Origin of the sequence: Marinobacterium sediminicola (genome assembly GCF_022343685.1) — a bacterium.
In the GTDB taxonomy this organism is placed as follows: domain Bacteria; phylum Pseudomonadota; class Gammaproteobacteria; order Pseudomonadales; family Balneatricaceae; genus Marinobacterium; species Marinobacterium sediminicola.
Map to the genome: position 1 here is coordinate 1515445 of NZ_CP092123.1, position 15909 is coordinate 1531353.

General features: G+C 53.6%; 16 protein-coding genes. 12 read left to right on the forward strand and 4 right to left on the reverse strand.

Going from position 1 to position 15909, the window contains the following annotated elements; translation table 11 throughout:
- Positions 1 to 12 precede the first annotated feature (12 nt).
- The 5 genes from lpdA to LN244_RS06950 all read left to right on the forward strand — a co-directional run bounded on the left by lpdA (position 13) and on the right by LN244_RS06950 (position 5589).
- Entirely contained in the window at positions 13 to 1452 is a 1440-nt protein-coding gene (gene lpdA / locus LN244_RS06930; RefSeq protein WP_239042114.1) for a dihydrolipoyl dehydrogenase, read from the forward strand.
- A 124-nt stretch (positions 1453 to 1576) separates the two neighbouring features.
- A complete protein-coding gene (gene sucC, locus LN244_RS06935) occupies positions 1577 to 2743 on the forward strand; it encodes an ADP-forming succinate--CoA ligase subunit beta (protein ID WP_239042115.1) in 1167 nt (388 codons plus the stop codon).
- Positions 2744 to 2745: 2 nt separating this feature from the next.
- Positions 2746 to 3627 (forward strand): succinate--CoA ligase subunit alpha, encoded by an 882-nt coding sequence (gene sucD / locus LN244_RS06940; protein ID WP_239042116.1) that lies wholly within the window; start codon positions 2746 to 2748, stop codon positions 3625 to 3627.
- A 120-nt stretch (positions 3628 to 3747) separates the two neighbouring features.
- Complete coding sequence (dbpA, locus tag LN244_RS06945) at positions 3748 to 5124, forward strand: ATP-dependent RNA helicase DbpA (protein ID WP_239042117.1); 1377 nt, start codon at positions 3748 to 3750, stop codon at positions 5122 to 5124.
- A gap of 9 nt (positions 5125 to 5133) precedes the next feature.
- The gene (locus LN244_RS06950) at positions 5134 to 5589 is read left to right on the forward strand and encodes a YaiI/YqxD family protein (protein WP_239042118.1); all 456 of its coding nucleotides are present in this window, start codon (positions 5134 to 5136) and stop codon (positions 5587 to 5589) included.
- 5 nt (positions 5590 to 5594) lie between these two features.
- Here the strand turns inward: LN244_RS06950 and LN244_RS06955 are convergent, their stop codons facing one another.
- A complete protein-coding gene (locus tag LN244_RS06955) occupies positions 5595 to 5918 on the reverse strand; it encodes a DUF3301 domain-containing protein (RefSeq protein WP_239042119.1) in 324 nt (107 codons plus the stop codon).
- A 124-nt stretch (positions 5919 to 6042) separates the two neighbouring features.
- Between LN244_RS06955 and LN244_RS06960 the strand changes: the two genes are divergently transcribed.
- Positions 6043 to 7518, forward strand: a complete 1476-nt coding sequence (locus tag LN244_RS06960) for a protein adenylyltransferase SelO (RefSeq protein WP_239042120.1) — start codon at positions 6043 to 6045, stop codon at positions 7516 to 7518.
- 9 nt (positions 7519 to 7527) lie between these two features.
- On the opposite strand, the gene LN244_RS06965 is transcribed toward LN244_RS06960, so the two are convergent.
- The gene (locus LN244_RS06965; protein ID WP_239042121.1) at positions 7528 to 8400 is read right to left on the reverse strand and encodes a DMT family transporter; all 873 of its coding nucleotides are present in this window, start codon (positions 8398 to 8400) and stop codon (positions 7528 to 7530) included.
- A 55-nt stretch (positions 8401 to 8455) separates the two neighbouring features.
- Here LN244_RS06965 and LN244_RS06970 point away from each other — a divergent pair, with 55 nt between their 5' ends.
- The 5 genes from LN244_RS06970 (at position 8456) to LN244_RS06990 (ending at position 12520) form a co-directional block, all read left to right on the forward strand.
- The gene (locus LN244_RS06970) at positions 8456 to 9172 is read left to right on the forward strand and encodes a DUF599 domain-containing protein (RefSeq protein WP_239042122.1); all 717 of its coding nucleotides are present in this window, start codon (positions 8456 to 8458) and stop codon (positions 9170 to 9172) included.
- Between the two features lie 2 nt (positions 9173 to 9174).
- Complete coding sequence (locus tag LN244_RS06975) at positions 9175 to 9660, forward strand: PaaI family thioesterase (RefSeq protein ID WP_239042123.1); 486 nt, start codon at positions 9175 to 9177, stop codon at positions 9658 to 9660.
- On the forward strand, positions 9644 to 10105 hold the full coding sequence (locus tag LN244_RS06980; protein WP_239042124.1) for a PaaI family thioesterase: 462 nt from the start codon (positions 9644 to 9646) through the stop codon (positions 10103 to 10105). Before LN244_RS06975 ends, LN244_RS06980 begins: the two co-directional genes overlap by 17 nt.
- Positions 10106 to 10180: 75 nt before the next feature.
- The gene (htpG, locus tag LN244_RS06985; RefSeq protein WP_239042125.1) at positions 10181 to 12097 is read left to right on the forward strand and encodes a molecular chaperone HtpG; all 1917 of its coding nucleotides are present in this window, start codon (positions 10181 to 10183) and stop codon (positions 12095 to 12097) included.
- Between the two features lie 120 nt (positions 12098 to 12217).
- Positions 12218 to 12520 carry a c-type cytochrome gene (locus LN244_RS06990; RefSeq protein WP_239042126.1) on the forward strand — a complete coding sequence of 101 codons (303 nt, stop codon included), beginning with the start codon at positions 12218 to 12220 and terminating at the stop codon, positions 12518 to 12520.
- Positions 12521 to 12523: 3 nt separating this feature from the next.
- Here LN244_RS06990 and LN244_RS06995 read toward each other — a convergent pair whose 3' ends face one another.
- Positions 12524 to 13732 (reverse strand): EAL and HDOD domain-containing protein, encoded by a 1209-nt coding sequence (locus tag LN244_RS06995; protein ID WP_239042127.1) that lies wholly within the window; start codon positions 13730 to 13732, stop codon positions 12524 to 12526.
- A gap of 150 nt (positions 13733 to 13882) precedes the next feature.
- Here LN244_RS06995 and LN244_RS07000 point away from each other — a divergent pair, with 150 nt between their 5' ends.
- Positions 13883 to 14776 (forward strand): GGDEF domain-containing protein, encoded by an 894-nt coding sequence (locus LN244_RS07000; protein ID WP_239042128.1) that lies wholly within the window; start codon positions 13883 to 13885, stop codon positions 14774 to 14776.
- Between the two features lie 16 nt (positions 14777 to 14792).
- Here the strand turns inward: LN244_RS07000 and hisC are convergent, their stop codons facing one another.
- Positions 14793 to 15854 (reverse strand): histidinol-phosphate transaminase, encoded by a 1062-nt coding sequence (hisC, locus tag LN244_RS07005; RefSeq protein WP_239042129.1) that lies wholly within the window; start codon positions 15852 to 15854, stop codon positions 14793 to 14795.
- Positions 15855 to 15909 lie beyond the last annotated feature (55 nt).

The following is a 15909-nucleotide window of genomic DNA, read 5'->3' on the forward strand; positions in this document are numbered from 1 at the left end:
CAGGATTTAGTAATGTCAGATAAATTTGATGTAATTGTGATCGGTGCTGGCCCTGGTGGTTACGTGGCTGCAATTCGTGCCGCCCAGCTGGGTCTGAAAACTGCCTGTGTCGAGAAGTGGGTTGATGACAAGGGTGCGCCTGTACTGGGCGGTACCTGCCTGAACGTTGGCTGCATCCCTTCCAAGGCACTGTTGGAAACCACTCACAAGTTCCATGAAGCCCAGCATGGTTTTGCTGCTCAGGGTATCATGGCTGATAACGTGCACATGGACACCAAGCAGATGGTGGCCCGCAAGGATCAGATCGTTAAGAATCTGACGGGTGGCATTGCAGGCCTGTTCAAGGCCAATGGTGTCACTCTGCTGCAGGGTACCGGCAAGCTGCTGGCTAATAAGCAGGTTGAAGTAACCGCTCAGGATGGCAGTATTTCCGTCCATGCTGCCGAGAACGTGATCCTGGCATCCGGCTCCGTACCGGTTGAAATTCCGCCGGCCCCGCTGACCGAAGGTCTGATTCTGGATAACGAAGGCGCCCTCAATATCGATGAGACTCCGAAGCGTCTGGGTATCATCGGCGCAGGTGTAATCGGTCTGGAAATGGGCTCCATCTGGGCACGTTGCGGCTCCGAAGTGACCGTGCTGGAAGCGATGGATGACTTCCTGGCTCTGGCTGACGTTGATGTTGCCAAAGAAGCCAAGAAGCTGCTGACCAAGCAGGGTCTGGACATCAAACTTGGTGCTCGCTGCACCGGTACTGAAATCATCGATGGCAAGGAAGTTAAAGTTAAGTACACCGATGCCAACGGTGAACAGGAGATGGTCGTCGACAAGCTGATCGTGGCTGTAGGTCGTCGTCCCCAGACTCAGGGTCTGCTGGCAGAAGACAGTGGTGTCAAGCTTGACGAGCGCGGTTTCATCTTCGTTGATGAAAGCTGCCGTACGGATGCACCGGGCGTATATGCCATCGGTGACTCTGTACGTGGCCCGATGCTGGCACACAAGGCTTCTGAAGAAGGCATTATGGTGGTCGACATCATTGCTGGTCACAAGGCCGCAATGAACTACGACTGCATCCCGAACATCATTTACACCTTCCCTGAACTGGCTTGGGTCGGCAAGACCGAGCAGGAACTGAAGGCCGAGGGTGTGAAGATCAAGGTTGGTAAATTCCCGTTCGCGGCTTCTGGCCGTGCAATGGCAGCAAATGCGACTGACGGTTTCGTCAAGATCATTGCTGATGAGGTTACTGACCGTATTTTGGGCGTTCACATGGTCGGCGGCATCGCCTCCGAACTGATCGCTCAAGGTGTGATTGCGATGGAATTCTGCTCCAGTGCAGAGGATCTGCAGCTGATGGTATTCGCTCACCCGACCGTCAGCGAAGCTGTCCATGAGGCGGCTCTGGCTGTAGACAATCACGCTATTCACATTGCAAATCGCAAAAAGCGATAACCTGAAGGGTTAGCCCGGTTGGTCGGAGACCCCGACTTGCCGGGTTCTGCAGAGCAAAAGGTGTGTCCTGCCTGTGCACTTTGGCAAGGGCACCTGTATAACCGAAAATACAACGGATTAGAGCATGAACCTTCACGAGTACCAGGGCAAACAACTGTTTGCTGAATATGGTCTGCCGGTTTCCAAAGGGATTGCGGTAGATACTCCGGAAGCGGCTGCTGAAGCGGCTGAAAAGATTGGCGGTGACAAGTGGGTTGTTAAAGCCCAGGTTCACGCCGGTGGCCGTGGCAAAGCGGGTGGTGTTAAGCTGGTAGACTCTCCGGCTGAAGCCCAGGCTTTCGCTGAAAAATGGCTGGGTCAGCGTCTGGTAACTTATCAGACAGACGCAAATGGTCAGCCGGTTTCCAAGATTCTGGTTGAAACCTGCACCGATATTGCTAACGAGCTTTACCTGGGTGCAGTTGTCGATCGCTCCAGCCGTCGTATCGTGTTCATGGCATCCACCGAAGGTGGTGTCGAAATCGAGAAAGTTGCTGAAGAGACTCCTGAGAAGATCCTGAAAGCAACCATCGACCCGCTGACCGGTGCGCAGCCGTATCAGGGCCGCGAACTGGCGTTCCAGCTGGGCCTGCAGGGTGACCAGGTCAAGCAGTTCGTTAACATCTTCCTGGGTCTGGCGAAGATGTTCGAAGAAAAGGATCTGGCACTGCTGGAAATCAACCCGCTGGTCATCACCGACCAGGGTAACCTGCACTGTCTGGATGCCAAGGTCGTTATCGATGGTAACTCCGTATACCGTCACAAGGATCTGCAGGCTATGCACGATCCGTCTCAGGACGACGCTCGTGAAGCACGTGCTGCTGAATGGGATCTGAACTACGTTGCGCTGAACGGTACTATCGGTTGCATGGTTAACGGTGCGGGCCTGGCAATGGGCACCATGGACATCGTTTCCCTGCACGGTGGCTTCCCGGCCAACTTCCTGGACGTTGGCGGTGGCGCTACCAAAGAGCGTGTAACCGAAGCGTTCAAAATCATCCTTGAAGATCAGAACGTTAAAGCGGTCCTGGTTAACATCTTCGGCGGTATCGTTCGCTGCGACCTGATTGCAGACGGTATCATCGGTGCGGTGAAAGAAGTAGGTGTAAACGTACCGGTTGTCGTACGTCTGGAAGGTAACAACGCTGAACTGGGTGCGCAGAAGCTGGCTGAGTCCGGTCTGGACATCATCGCAGCCACCAGCCTGACTGATGCTGCTCAGCAGGCAGTGAAAGCAGCGGAGGGTAAATAATCATGGCCATTCTGATCAACAAAGATACTAAAGTCATCTGTCAGGGCTTTACCGGTGGCCAGGGTACTTTCCACTCTGAGCAGGCGATTGCCTACGGTACCAAGATGGTCGGTGGTGTAACTCCGGGTAAGGGTGGTACTGAGCACCTGGGTCTGCCGGTGTTCAACACTGTTAAGGAAGCGGTAGAAGCGACTGGTGCTGAAGCGTCTGTTATCTACGTACCGGCTCCGTTCTGCAAAGATTCCATCCTGGAAGCTGCTCATGCTGGCATCAAGCTGATCGTCTGCATCACCGAGCACATCCCTGTAATGGATATGCTTCACTGCAAAGTCAAGTGTGATGAACTGGGTGTTCGCCTGATCGGCCCGAACTGCCCGGGCGTTATCACTCCGGGTGAGTGCAAGATCGGCATCATGCCGGGTCACATTCACCTGCCGGGTAAAGTGGGTATCGTTTCTCGCTCCGGTACACTGACTTATGAAGCTGTTAAGCAGACTACTGATGCTGGTTTCGGTCAGTCTACCTGTGTTGGCATCGGTGGTGACCCGATCCCGGGCTCCAACTTCATCGACATTCTGGAAATGTTCCAGAACGATCCGCAGACTGAAGCGATCGTAATGATCGGTGAAATCGGTGGTTCTGCCGAAGAAGAAGCAGCTGCTTACATCAAGGCAAACGTAACCAAGCCGGTTGTTTCCTACATCGCAGGTGTTACTGCGCCTCCGGGCAAGCGCATGGGCCACGCTGGTGCGATCATTTCCGGTGGTAAGGGTACTGCGGACGAGAAGTTCGCTGCTCTGGAAGACGCTGGTGTGAAGACTGTTCGTTCCCTGGCTGACATCGGCAAAGCTCTGGCCGAAGTGACTGGTTGGGAAATGAAGTAAGTTTCTTCTGATCCGTGAAAAAGGCAGCTTCGGCTGCCTTTTTTTGTATCTGTCTCGGGTCTGATACCGGCATTCTGTTAGAATGTAGTTTTAGTGACCCGCCATCGACAGGTAACCCTCTTGAGTCAACTGCCTTTCTCGCACCTTTCCCTGAAGTCTGAACTGCTGCGTAATCTGGAATCCCTTGAGTACCATTACATGACCCCGATCCAGCAGGACAGCCTGCCGGTCATTATCGAGGGGCGTGACCTGATTGCTCAGGGTAAGACCGGCTCCGGCAAAACCGCTGCTTTCGGGCTCGGTCTATTACAGGGGCTCGACAGCAGTCGTTTTCACGTACAGTCGCTTGTTCTCTGCCCGACACGTGAGCTTGCCGACCAGGTGGCGCAGGAGTTGCGTCGCCTGGCGCGTCAGATCTCCAACGTGAAGGTACTGACGCTATGTGGTGGTATGCCGCTTGGCCCTCAGATTGGTTCCCTCGAGCACGGCGCGCATATTGTCGTCGGCACACCCGGGCGTATTGAAGAGCACCTGCGCAAGGGCACCCTTCAACTCAACCGCCTGCAGATACTGGTTCTGGATGAAGCCGATCGAATGCTGGAAATGGGCTTCCAGGACGCAGTTGATGCCATTGTCGCGGCGACACCGGAGCTGCGACAGACGCTTCTGTTCAGCGCCACCTACCCGCAATCGATAGAAGCCATTGCAGCGCGAATCATGCGTGAGCCGGTGAAAGTTGAGGTCGAGGCGCTGCACAAGAACACCAGTATCGAACAGCACTTCCATTCGGTTGAGGATGAGCAGCGTGACGATGCGGTGACCCGGTTGATTTTCCATTATCGTCCCGTTTCTGCCGTTGTTTTCTGCAACACCAAGCAGGAGGTACGCGATCTGGAAGGTTATCTGCAGCAGTCTGGTATTGCGGCGGTCGCGCTGCACGGTGATCTCGATCAGCGTCAACGTGACCAGACGCTGGTGCGTTTTGCCAACCAAAGTTCATCGGTACTTGTTGCGACCGATGTGGCGGCTCGTGGCCTGGATATCGAGGGTCTGGACTTGGTTATCAACCACCGCCCCTCCAAGGAAGCCCAGGTGCATGTGCATCGTATCGGACGTACTGGGCGTGCCGGCCAGAGCGGTGTGGCGGTGACACTGTTCAACGAGCGTGAACGCTTCAAGTTGGCGGCGGTCGAGGCGCAGATGGACATGATCATTACGCCGACTGCCTTGCCCAAGGGAAGTGCTGCCACTGACTATCGGCCACCCATGGCGACACTACAGCTGGATGTCGGTAAGAAGCAAAAGATACGCCCGGGTGATGTATTGGGTGCGCTGACCAAGGGGGGCGAGTTGACAGGGGATCAGGTCGGCAAGATTCGTGTGTTTGATTTCTGTACCTATGTGGCGGTCAGTCGGCCAATAGCACGCGAGGCCGTGAGCCTTCTATCAAAAGGGAAGGTCAAGGGACGCAGCTGTCGCGTGCGTCAGCTGCGCTGAGGGATGGTGATGAAGATCTGGGTTGATGCAGATGCCTGTCCGGTGGTGATCAAGGAGATCCTGTTTCGTGCGGCCGAGCGCAGCGGGCTTGAGTTAACGCTGATTGCAAACCAGCCCCTCAGGGTGCCACCTGCTGCCAATATTCGGTCAGTTCAGGTTGCCGCCGGCTTTGATGTTGCCGACCATGAAATCGTTCGTAGAGCTCAAGCGGGGGATCTGGTGATTACGGCCGATATACCGCTGGCGGCTGAGGTCCTGGAAAAGGGGGCTATGGCCTTGACGCCTCGTGGAGAGCGCTTCACTGCGGAAAATATTCGGGCACGACTTAATATCCGTGACTTCATGGAAACTCTGCGTGCCAGCGGCATACAGAGTGGTGGGCCTGCTGCCTTGAATCATGCGGACAGACAGCAGTTTGCCAATCAGCTGGATCGACTCATCACCAGGGCGCTCAAGGCGAAATAATCCGGTTAGCTCAGTTTGTGGGCCGCCAGTTCGATCAGTGTAATGTCGCGTCCTACCATATCAACTGTACCGGGGTAGCGTTCATCTCCGGTCGATGTGAAATAGAACTGGTAGCGGCGTGCCATCACCAGCGTGCCGCTCTTGGCCGAACGGATCGGCTTTATGCTCTTCAGCGCGATATTTTGATCCAGAAGCTGTACATCGTGTTGTTCACAGTATCGCTGGACCTTCAGTGTCGCATGCTCCCGCAGTTTAAGGTTATGCCACCAGGTCAGGCATGCCAGCGCCGTCATCGCCAGCCAGAAAAGGTCTGATAATTCAATCCACATCACTTGCTCCTTACTCAGCCGCAAGCTTATCAGTATGGCCATCAAAAATAACCCTGCACTTTAGGGGCTGTAAATACCTGATTAAAATGCTAGGTTATAAGGCGTTGAATGAGGAGAAATGTGGATGTGTGCTGCTCGAAGTCTGGACTCGCTGAATTTTGATAACAGCTATGCTCGCTTGCCGGAGCACTGGTTTCAGCGCAGAAAGGTGCAGCCCCTGAAACACGGTCATTTGATCGCCTTCAGTCCTGAAGTGGCACGTCTTCTGGATCTGGACCCTTGTAGCATCAACTCTGATCAGCTTGTCTCTTACTCTGAAGGCACTGCGCACTGGCCCGGGGTTGATCCACTTGCGATGAAATACACCGGTCACCAGTTTGGTGTTTACAACCCAGACTTGGGTGACGGTCGAGGCTTGCTATTGGGTGAGGTTGTTAATGGCCGGGGGGTACGCTACGACTTGCATCTGAAAGGGGCCGGCAAAACGGCATTTTCCCGTTTTGGCGATGGACGTGCCGTCCTGCGGTCCAGCATTCGTGAATACCTTGCGGGGGAGGCGATGTCAGGCCTGGGCATCCCGACGACTCGGGCGCTATGCCTGTTCGGCAGTGAGCAGCATACGATGCGTAATGGCATGGAGCCCTGTGCCATGCTGTTGAGGGTCTCTCCCTGCCATATCCGTTTCGGTCACTTTGAATACTTCTTTTATTCCGGGCAGCATGAGGATCTGCGCAAGCTGGCAGATTACTGTCTGGGCCGCTTTTTTCCTCATCTTACTGAGTCTGACCAGCCTTACAGGGCAATGTATCGTGAAGTACTCGAGAGAACTGCACGTCTGGTCGCCAGCTGGCAAGCCTATGGCTTCGTACATGGGGTGCTCAATACTGACAATATGTCTTTGATCGGAGAGACATTTGATTATGGTCCCTATACTTTTCTCGACCATTATGAGCCGCATCATGTAGCCAATAAGAATGATCACGAGGCCCGTTATGCCTTCAGCAAGCAGCCTTCGATTGTGCTCTGGAACCTGGCGGCACTGGCACAAGCCATGTTGCCGCTGGTTGAACGAGCAGATCTAGAAACCGAGCTGGATCGCTTCGATGGCGTATATCAGGCTCACTACCTGGAGAGGATGAAGGCTCGCCTTGGGTTGCTTTCAGTTGAACCGAGTGACGGGCAACTTATCAAGGACCTTGAGTCTATTTGGAGAGAGCAGCATATCGACCATAACCGTTTTCTGCGAGCACTGACAGAATGGCAATTGGCTGGCGATGCTCAGTATCGTGAGTTGCTGGCGTTCTGCTCCCGCCCCCAGGCCCTGGTCGACTGGCTTGAGCGCTACCGCCTTAGAACTGAAGAAGAAGCGTCAAGTCCGCCAATTCGCAGGCAGCAGATGCGCTCGGTCAATCCCCGTTTTATTCTGCGCAACTATATGGCGGAGGAAGCGATCCGCGAGGCGCATCAGGGCGATTATCGACCGCTGCAGGACCTGCTGCCCTTGCTGCGCCACCCCTCCGATCAGCATCCGGGGTTTGAGCGTTATGCAGGGCCTCGACCCGAATGGGCTGAGGCACTTTTTCTCACTTGCTCATCATGATTGAATGGCTCAGTGCTGACTTTTCAGCCTTGAGCCAATCCATACGGATCCAACACCGCCCAGGACGACAAGCGCAATCCCGGCCCAGGTACTTGCAAGGGGTACCTGGTCCCAGATCATCCAACCCCAGAGTCCCGTGAAAACCACACCCAAATAGCTTAAGGGGGCGATTACGGATGCCGGCGCATTGCTGTATGACCGTGTGTACAGCCACATTGTCAGCCAGATGGAACCTGCAATGAGCAAAATGTAGGGCAAGGTGGACAGGTGTACAGGTTGCCAATTGCAGGCAGCGAGGGGAAGTCCTGCAAGAGCTGAGATGAGGAAATAGTAAAACAGGATGCGATTAACCGGCTCCGTTTGCGTCAGTTCGCGTGTGGTTACGATTGACCCTGCAAGCGCCAATGCCGAGATGAACCCAACCAGGTGCCAGCTACTTAACCCTTCGCCTTCCGGCTGCATGATGAGGCCGACACCGATGAAGCCCAGTATCAGGGGCAACCAGCTCATCCAGTGCAATCCAACTCTGTGCCACATCAGCAGCAACAGCGGCACGCACAGGGGGGCGGAGTTGCGCAGCAAGGCGGCATCAACCAGCGGAATCTTCTCCAGTGCCAGATAGTAGGCATAGAAACAGCCCCAGCCGCTCAGACCTCGGATCAGATGTAGCCATGGCCGTCGGGTATGCAGAGCCTGCAGGCCGCTCTGCTTAAGCCAGGGGAGCATGACAAGTACACATAGCAGGTACTGAAAGAATACGATCATCTCGATGCTGATCATGACGGCAGTCAACTTGATCAGTACAGCGGCCATGCTCATGACGATTGTTGTGGCAAGGGCATAACCTGCACCGGCCGAAAGGTTGTAACTGCTTGAAGACACTGGAACTTAATCCCTGTAGATTATTGTCATACGGACCTGGTGACCGGAGTTTTCAATGGAAAAAATGCTGTTGCTGATAGAAAGCAACTGGGCTAACGCACTGGCGTTGGGATGGTTTCTGCTCTGCTTTCGTGGCTATATGTACTATGCCACCTATAAGAGCCACAGAACCCCCTGCCTGGTGAGTATGCTGCATCTGTACCGCACCGAATGGATGCAGAGGATGTTATCACGCGAAGTACGTATCGCAGATACTACGGCGATTGCCAATCTTGAGCGCAGTGTTGCTTTCTTCGCATCCACGACCATTCTGGTGCTTGCCGGCCTGATGACGGTGATGAGCTCGACCGAGAAGGCAATCAACCTTGTGGAAGACCTGCCTTTCGTTGTAGTGGCAACCAAGCAGGAATGGGAGCTGAAGTTACTGGTACTGGTTGTTCTGTTTATTTATGCCTTCTTCAAGTTTACCTGGAGTCTGCGTCAGTACGGTTTTGTCTCCGTGATGATCGGTGGCGCTCCCTTGCCCGCCGAGAACCCTTCGGCCGCCCAGCTGAAGGCCCACGCTGAACGCATCGCCAAAATGGCATCGATGGCTGCGCATAATTTCAATCTGGGCCTGCGTACCTATTATTTCAGCATTGCCGTATTGGGCTGGTTCATCAATCCATGGGTATTCATGCTGTTGGCCTTTACGGTGGTGGTTGTGCTCTATCGACGTGAATTTACCTCGTCTACGCTCAAAACACTGATGATGAGCTCGGGAAGTGACTGATCATGAAAAAGAATGATTTCGGCGCACGCTGTATGCGTTTTCTGGATGCGCAACCGCATATGCGCAAACTGGGTATCCGTCTGATCAGTGCCGAGAAAAGCAAGGTGACGCTTGTGCTTCCGGTTCAGTCGCAGTTGCTTACGGAAGGGATCGACACCTATTTCCATGGTGGTGTGTTAACGACTCTGGTCGATGCTGCCAGCAGCGTATCGACGCTGTGCGCACTGGAGCAGTTCGAGCTCTGCCCAACGCTTGACCTTCGGATTGATCATATGCGCACACCGGTACAGAGCGAGTCGCTATTTGTATCCGCAGAATGCTATCGGGTGACCCGCAGTGTGCTGTTCACGCGCGCGTCAGTGTTTCAGGACGATCCCGATCGCCCGGTTGCCTATGCGATCGCCACCTTTATGCGCCCCGAGGGCGGTGTAACTGATTCGGCATTCAGAGCCATGATTGAAGGAGCTTCGGATGCAACAACTGCTTGAACTGGTCAAACAAGCTCATGCCAGCGGCGACTACCAGCCGCTGGTCGATCTGATTCCTTACGCCCAGGTGCTGGGCGTCAAGTGTGAGTGTTATGGCGAGGAGATAATCTTCCGGCTGCCATCCAATCCGGACAACATTGGCAACCCGACGATTCCTGCGATTCATGGCGGCGTTATTGCGTCTTTCATGGAATTGACAGCACTGTTCCAGCTTACCTTGCAGTTGCCGCAACCAGGGTTGGCCAAGATTATCGATTTCTCGGTGGACTATATGCGATCCGGCCTGGACAGGGATACTTTTGCCATCTGTCAGATCAGTCGTCAGGGGCGTCGGGTCGGTAATTGCTCAGTGGTCGCCTGGCAGGAGCGTAAGAGCAAGCCGATCGCTCAGGCGCGTGCGCATTTTCTGCTGGATACTCGTGTAACGGCAGAAATCGAAGACTAAGCCCTTGAAAAAACAATCAGCACCCCTATATCAGGGAAGGTTGATAGTTTGCTTTCGGAGGTAGGTAAGCCCGCCATGACTACAGAAACACAGAAAGAGACTCTTGGTTTCCAGACAGAAGTAAAACAGCTTCTGCACCTGATGATCCACTCGCTGTACTCCAACAAGGAGATCTTCCTGCGAGAGCTGATTTCAAACGCATCCGATGCCTCTGAGAAGTTGCGTTTCGAAGCCCTGCACAACGATGCTCTCTATGAAGGTGATTCTGACCTCGATATCCGTATCGAATTTGATAAGGAAGCCGGTACCGTGACCATCGAGGACCGTGGTATCGGTATGAACCGTCAGGACGTGATCGAGCATCTCGGTACCATCGCCAAGTCCGGTACGGCAGGTTTCCTGTCAAGCCTGACCGGTGATCAGGCCAGGGACAGTCAGTTGATCGGCCAATTTGGTGTTGGCTTCTACTCAGCGTTTATCGTTGCACAGCGTGTCGATGTGTACACTCGTCGCGCCGGTGAGCCGGCCGAGAATGGTGTGCACTGGTCATCGACCGGTGAGGGTGATTTCACGATTGCTGCGATCGCAAAGCCTCAGCGCGGCACCCGTATTGTGCTCAAGCTGAAAGAGGGTGAAGAAGAGTTCGCCGATGGTTACCGCCTGCGAGCGCTGGTACGCAAGTACTCCGACCATATCTCCATTCCGGTCAAAATGCTCAAGGAAGCGCTGCCGAGCGATGAGGAAGAAGGCTCCGAAGAGTCGAGCGCTCCTGAGTTGGAAAGTGTCAATTCAGCAACTGCTCTCTGGATGCGCTCCAAGTCCGATCTCAACGACGATGAGTATCAGGAATTCTACAAGCACATTTCTCATGACTTTGCTGACGCGTTGACCTGGTCGCACAACAAGGTCGAGGGCAACCTGGAGTATACGAGCCTTCTGTATGTGCCCGAGAATGCACCTTACGACCTGTGGAACCGTGAAGCGCCCCGTGGTTTGAAGCTGTATGTGCAGCGTGTCTTCATCATGGATCAGGCTGACCAGTTCCTGCCGCTTTATCTTCGCTTTATTAAGGGAGTGGTCGACAGCAATAACCTGTCATTGAACGTCTCCCGTGAGATTTTGCAGAAAGATCCAAGTGTCGATAAGTTGCGCTCGGCTTTGACCAAGCGTGTTCTGGACATGCTGAGCAAGCTGGCCAAGAGTGATGCAGACAAGTATGCCAAATTCTGGTCTACCTTCGGTCAAGTGATCAAGGAAGGCCCGGCTGAGGACTATGCCAACCGAGACAAGATTCTCAAGCTGTTGCGGTTTGCGTCTACCCATACGGGTAATGCCGAACAAACGGTCTCTTTGGAAGACTATGTTGGTCGCATGAAGGAGGGGCAGAAGAAAATCTACTATGTGGTCGCAGACTCCTTCAATACTGCCAAAAACAGCCCACACCTCGAAGTGTTCCGTAAGAAGGGTATCGAGGTGCTGCTGCTTTCTGACCGGATCGACGAGTGGATGATGAGCCAATTGTTCGACTTTGACGGTCACAGCTTCCAGGATGTTACCAAGGGCGAACTGGATCTGGGTGAAACCGAGTCCGAGGAAGAGAAGCAGAAGCTTGAGGCGGTTGCCAAGGAGCATGAAGGTCTTATCGAGCGCTTGACCAAGGTTCTGGAAGATAAGGTCGATTCGGTTCGCATCACTCACCGTTTGACTGACTCTCCGGCCTGTCTGGTCATTGGTGATTATGATATGGGTCTGCAAATGCGCCGTATCATGGAAGCGGCTGGCCAGAAGGTCCCGGATAGCAAACCGATATTTGAGCTGAATCCGGAGCATCCATTGATCGCGAAACTTGATCAGGAACCTGATGAAGATCGTTTTGCGGAACTGGCGTTGGTGTTGTTTGATCAGGCGGGCCTGGCAGCAGGTGCAACGCTTGATGATCCTGCGAGCTATGTTCAGCGGTTGAACAAGTTGCTGCTGGAGCTCAGCAGCTAATTAACCACTCAGGTCAAAAAGGACACCCGCGGGTGTCCTTTTTTATTGTTGGCTGTTGCAGGTCATATCTCTTTAGTGGAAGTGACGTTAAGCTGAGACAAAACGTATGGAGATGATGCTATGAAACTGCGTAACTGTTTGGCTTTGGCTGGTCTGTTGGTTGCACCGCTGTCTCTGCAGGCGATGACGGCAGATGAGGTGGTTCAGAATCACTGTGTTGCCTGTCACCAGGCGGGTTTGGGTGGTGCTCCGAAACTCGATGATAAGGCTGCGTGGTCTCCGCGGATTGCCAAGGGTGTGGATGCCATGACTCAGATTGTACTGACCGGCAAGGGCGCAATGCCGCCGAAAGGCACCTGCGGAAGCTGTGACGAGGCGCTGTTGAAATCGGCTGTTGAGGTCATGACGGCTCCAATGAAGTAATAGTCAGGTTTCGTCCATCAGGCGCATGGATTCTCGGCTCCACTCCAGGCTTTCAAGGTAACAGTGCTGAAGCTTGTCAGTCAGGTGCTGGTCTGTCGATTCCCAATTACCCTGGACGAACGCTTCGGCCTGCAGCAGTAGCAGGCCAAGATCGCCCTGGCGTTCTGTCAGGGCGTCAAAAATTTTCGATGTAACATCGATCTGCTGCAGCAGATCGCTTTGGGATTGATCCATCAGGGCATCCAGATGGAGTAGCAACCCAACCATGAACGCTTCGCCGCTGTCGACGGCTGGATAGGCTTCTGACAGGCGTTCACAGAACCGTGCCATCAGCAGGATCTGGCGCACGAGTTCGCTGGGTTTGTCATAGTCATCGGCCAGAATGATCAGTGAAGCCCATTTTTTCAATTGATCGATGCCAAGATAAACCAATGCCTCCTGGAGGCTGCTGACACTTCGTTGCAAGCCGAAAGCTGCTGAATTGGTTAATCTTAACAGTTTATAGCTGAGCGCCGGGTCCCGAGAAAGCACATCATTAAGTTGCGCGAAGTCCGATTCTGGGCGGCTGAGGGCGCTGAGCAATTGAGTGATGATCAGTTTGCTGCCTGCAGCCTTACGTCCTTTCAGTAGTTCTGGCTTGCTGAAAAAATAGCCCTGAAACATCTCGCAGCCCAGCTCCAGGCATAATTGATACTCCTCCTGGGTCTCTACTTTCTCAGCAAGTAACTTGACCTTGAAACGTCTTAACAGCTCCACTTGCTGGCGTAGCTCGATAGCAGAAAGGCTGCGTATATCCAGCTTGACGATATGAACCATTTCCAGCAGGGGCTCGAATTCTGGCTGGTAAATAAAATCATCGAGTGCAAGTTTGAATCCAGCCTTGTGCAGTCGCTCGACTGCATTGATAAGTCTGGGCGTTACCTCGCAATCCTCAAGAATTTCAATGACGATCTCTCGTGGCGAAAGCGACGGCAAGGATTCAGCTTCCAGCATCTGTTGGCTGAAATTAATAAAGGCAGGCAGGGTGCGAAGATTGCCGGCATCGGCAATACTGGTGTAAGAGCGCAGGATGACACGGCTGCTGGCGGTTTCACCGCTGATAAGTGGTAAAGGGTTAGTGCCCTCATTGCTGCGATACAATAACTCGTACGCAATAACTTTTTGCCGAGTGTCAAAGATTGGCTGCCGTGCCATCAATACTGAATGGGGCATCTACGGATTCCTGCCGAAATGCAATTGAAAGACTACTTATAGTCCCTGAATAGGAACATAGTATAGTCTTAGGATGATCATGAATAGATTGCTTGATATGGGTCTCATAATCAGGCGACATTGCTCAGGTACGGAGTGAAGGGGGTAGTAATGAGTACAGATGCATATGAGGCGCGTTGTCAGGCACTGCTGAATGCCTGTCAGGACCCGGTGTTTATTCTGGATAATGAGACGATCGTGGCTGTCAGTGCTGCAGAGCAGAGTTGGTGCCAATCTGAGGCGCTGGTCGGGCGCTCGTTGGAAGAGTTGTTTGCCAAGGACTTGCTGGCGCATTTTCGTCAAGTGCTCAAGCAGCTGGCAGAAGGGGAGGATGTCATGGAGCTGGAATACCAGTTACGGCCTGAACATCTACCTGTGCTGCGCGAGCTGGGTTTGAGTGAGCCCTGCTGGTATCAGAGCCGTTGGGTGATGTCCGAACAGGGAGAGGTGATCTGGACTGCAAGAGATATGACGGCCCAGAAACACCTTGAGCGTAAATTGTCGCACCAGGCCCAGCGTGATCCTCTTACCGGGGCATATAATCGCCGTACCCTGATACCGGTGTTGGAAATGGCAACCGCTCAGGCATTACGCTATGACGGGGCCACCAGCATTCTTCTGATCGATGTGGATGATCTAAGCGGCATTAATGACCGGTACGGCTGGGATGCGGGTGATCAGGTACTGCAGCAAACGGTGATGGTGTTGCATGCCCTCAAGCGAACCTCGGACTTCCTGGCGCGTTATGCGGATGATCAACTGGTTTTCGTTTTGCCTGAAACCAATCATGAGCAGGGCTTGTTGGCAGCAGAAAGGATGCGTGCAGCGGTAGAGAATCTCGAGTTGCCTTACAGTACAGGTAATTTGCGTTGGACGGTCAGTATCGGGCTGGCGTCAGCGATCAATCTTGAAGATGATGCGGCTGCTCTCATGCGCAGAGCACGTGAGAATTTGCTGGTTGCCCAGCAAAGTGGTCGAAACCGTGTGGAAGGTGAGGCGCTTTAAGCGCCTCAGTCTTTTTTTACAGTTCAGGATGTAACTGTAGACAGTCAATCAGCGCCTTCATCTCTTCCGGGGTGCCGATGGTGATGCGCAAGTGGTTGTCGATTCCGGGCTTGGTAAAGTGACGAACCAGTATCTTGTTATCGCGCAGGTACTGCATGAGGTCAGCGGCGGCTACTTCAGCATGGCTGGCAAACACGAAGTTCGTGTGAGATGGCAGCACATCAAATCCAAGTCGTTGCAGCTGCTCTGTGGTCCAGTTGCGTGTCTCAATTACTCGACTGACGCACGCCTTGAAATACTCCTTGTCTTCAACCGCCGCAATGGCTGTCAGTTGCGCGAGCATGTCGAGGGGGTAGGAGTTGAAGCTATTCTTAACCCTCTCAAGAGCCTCAATCAAATCGGGGTGGCCAAAGGCGAATCCGACCCGCATTCCCGCCAGTGAGCGTGACTTGGAGAATGTTTGAATAACCAGCAGGTTGGGGAACTGGTTGATTAGCTGAGTTGCACTCTCGGCTCCAAAATCAACATAGGCTTCATCGACTACCACTACGGAGTCGGTGTTGCGTTCAAGCAGAGCTCGGATGCTGTCCAGATCTACACTGACACTGGTTGGGGCATTGGGGTTGGCAAAGATGATGCCGCCATTTTCACCACAGTAATCGCAAAGCTCGATGCGAAAATCTGCTGTCAGTGGGATGTGTTGTGCATTGATGCCGAACAGGTCGATATAAACGTTGTAAAAACTGTAGCTGGTTTCGGGCAGCAGCAAGGGTTTTGGCTGGCGCAGTAGCGCCATGAACGTGAGGGCCAATACTTCATCTGAGCCGTTGCCAACAAACACCTGATTGGTTGCAAGCCCGGCATCCTCTGCCAGTGCGTGCTTGAGTGCCTGGCAATCGGGGTCTGGATAAAGGCGCAAACGCTCACTGCTGAAGTTGCGCAGCACAGCCTCAACACCAGGAGCGGGCGGGTAAGGGTTTTCGTTGGTATTCAGCTTGATCAGCCCGTCCACCTTGGGTTGTTCGCCCGGGGTGTAGGGGACCAGAGACTGAATAGCCGGACTCCAGAATCGGCTCATTTCAAACAGTCCATCCAAAAAGACAAAACGCTGATGATAGCAGACCTGAATGGGA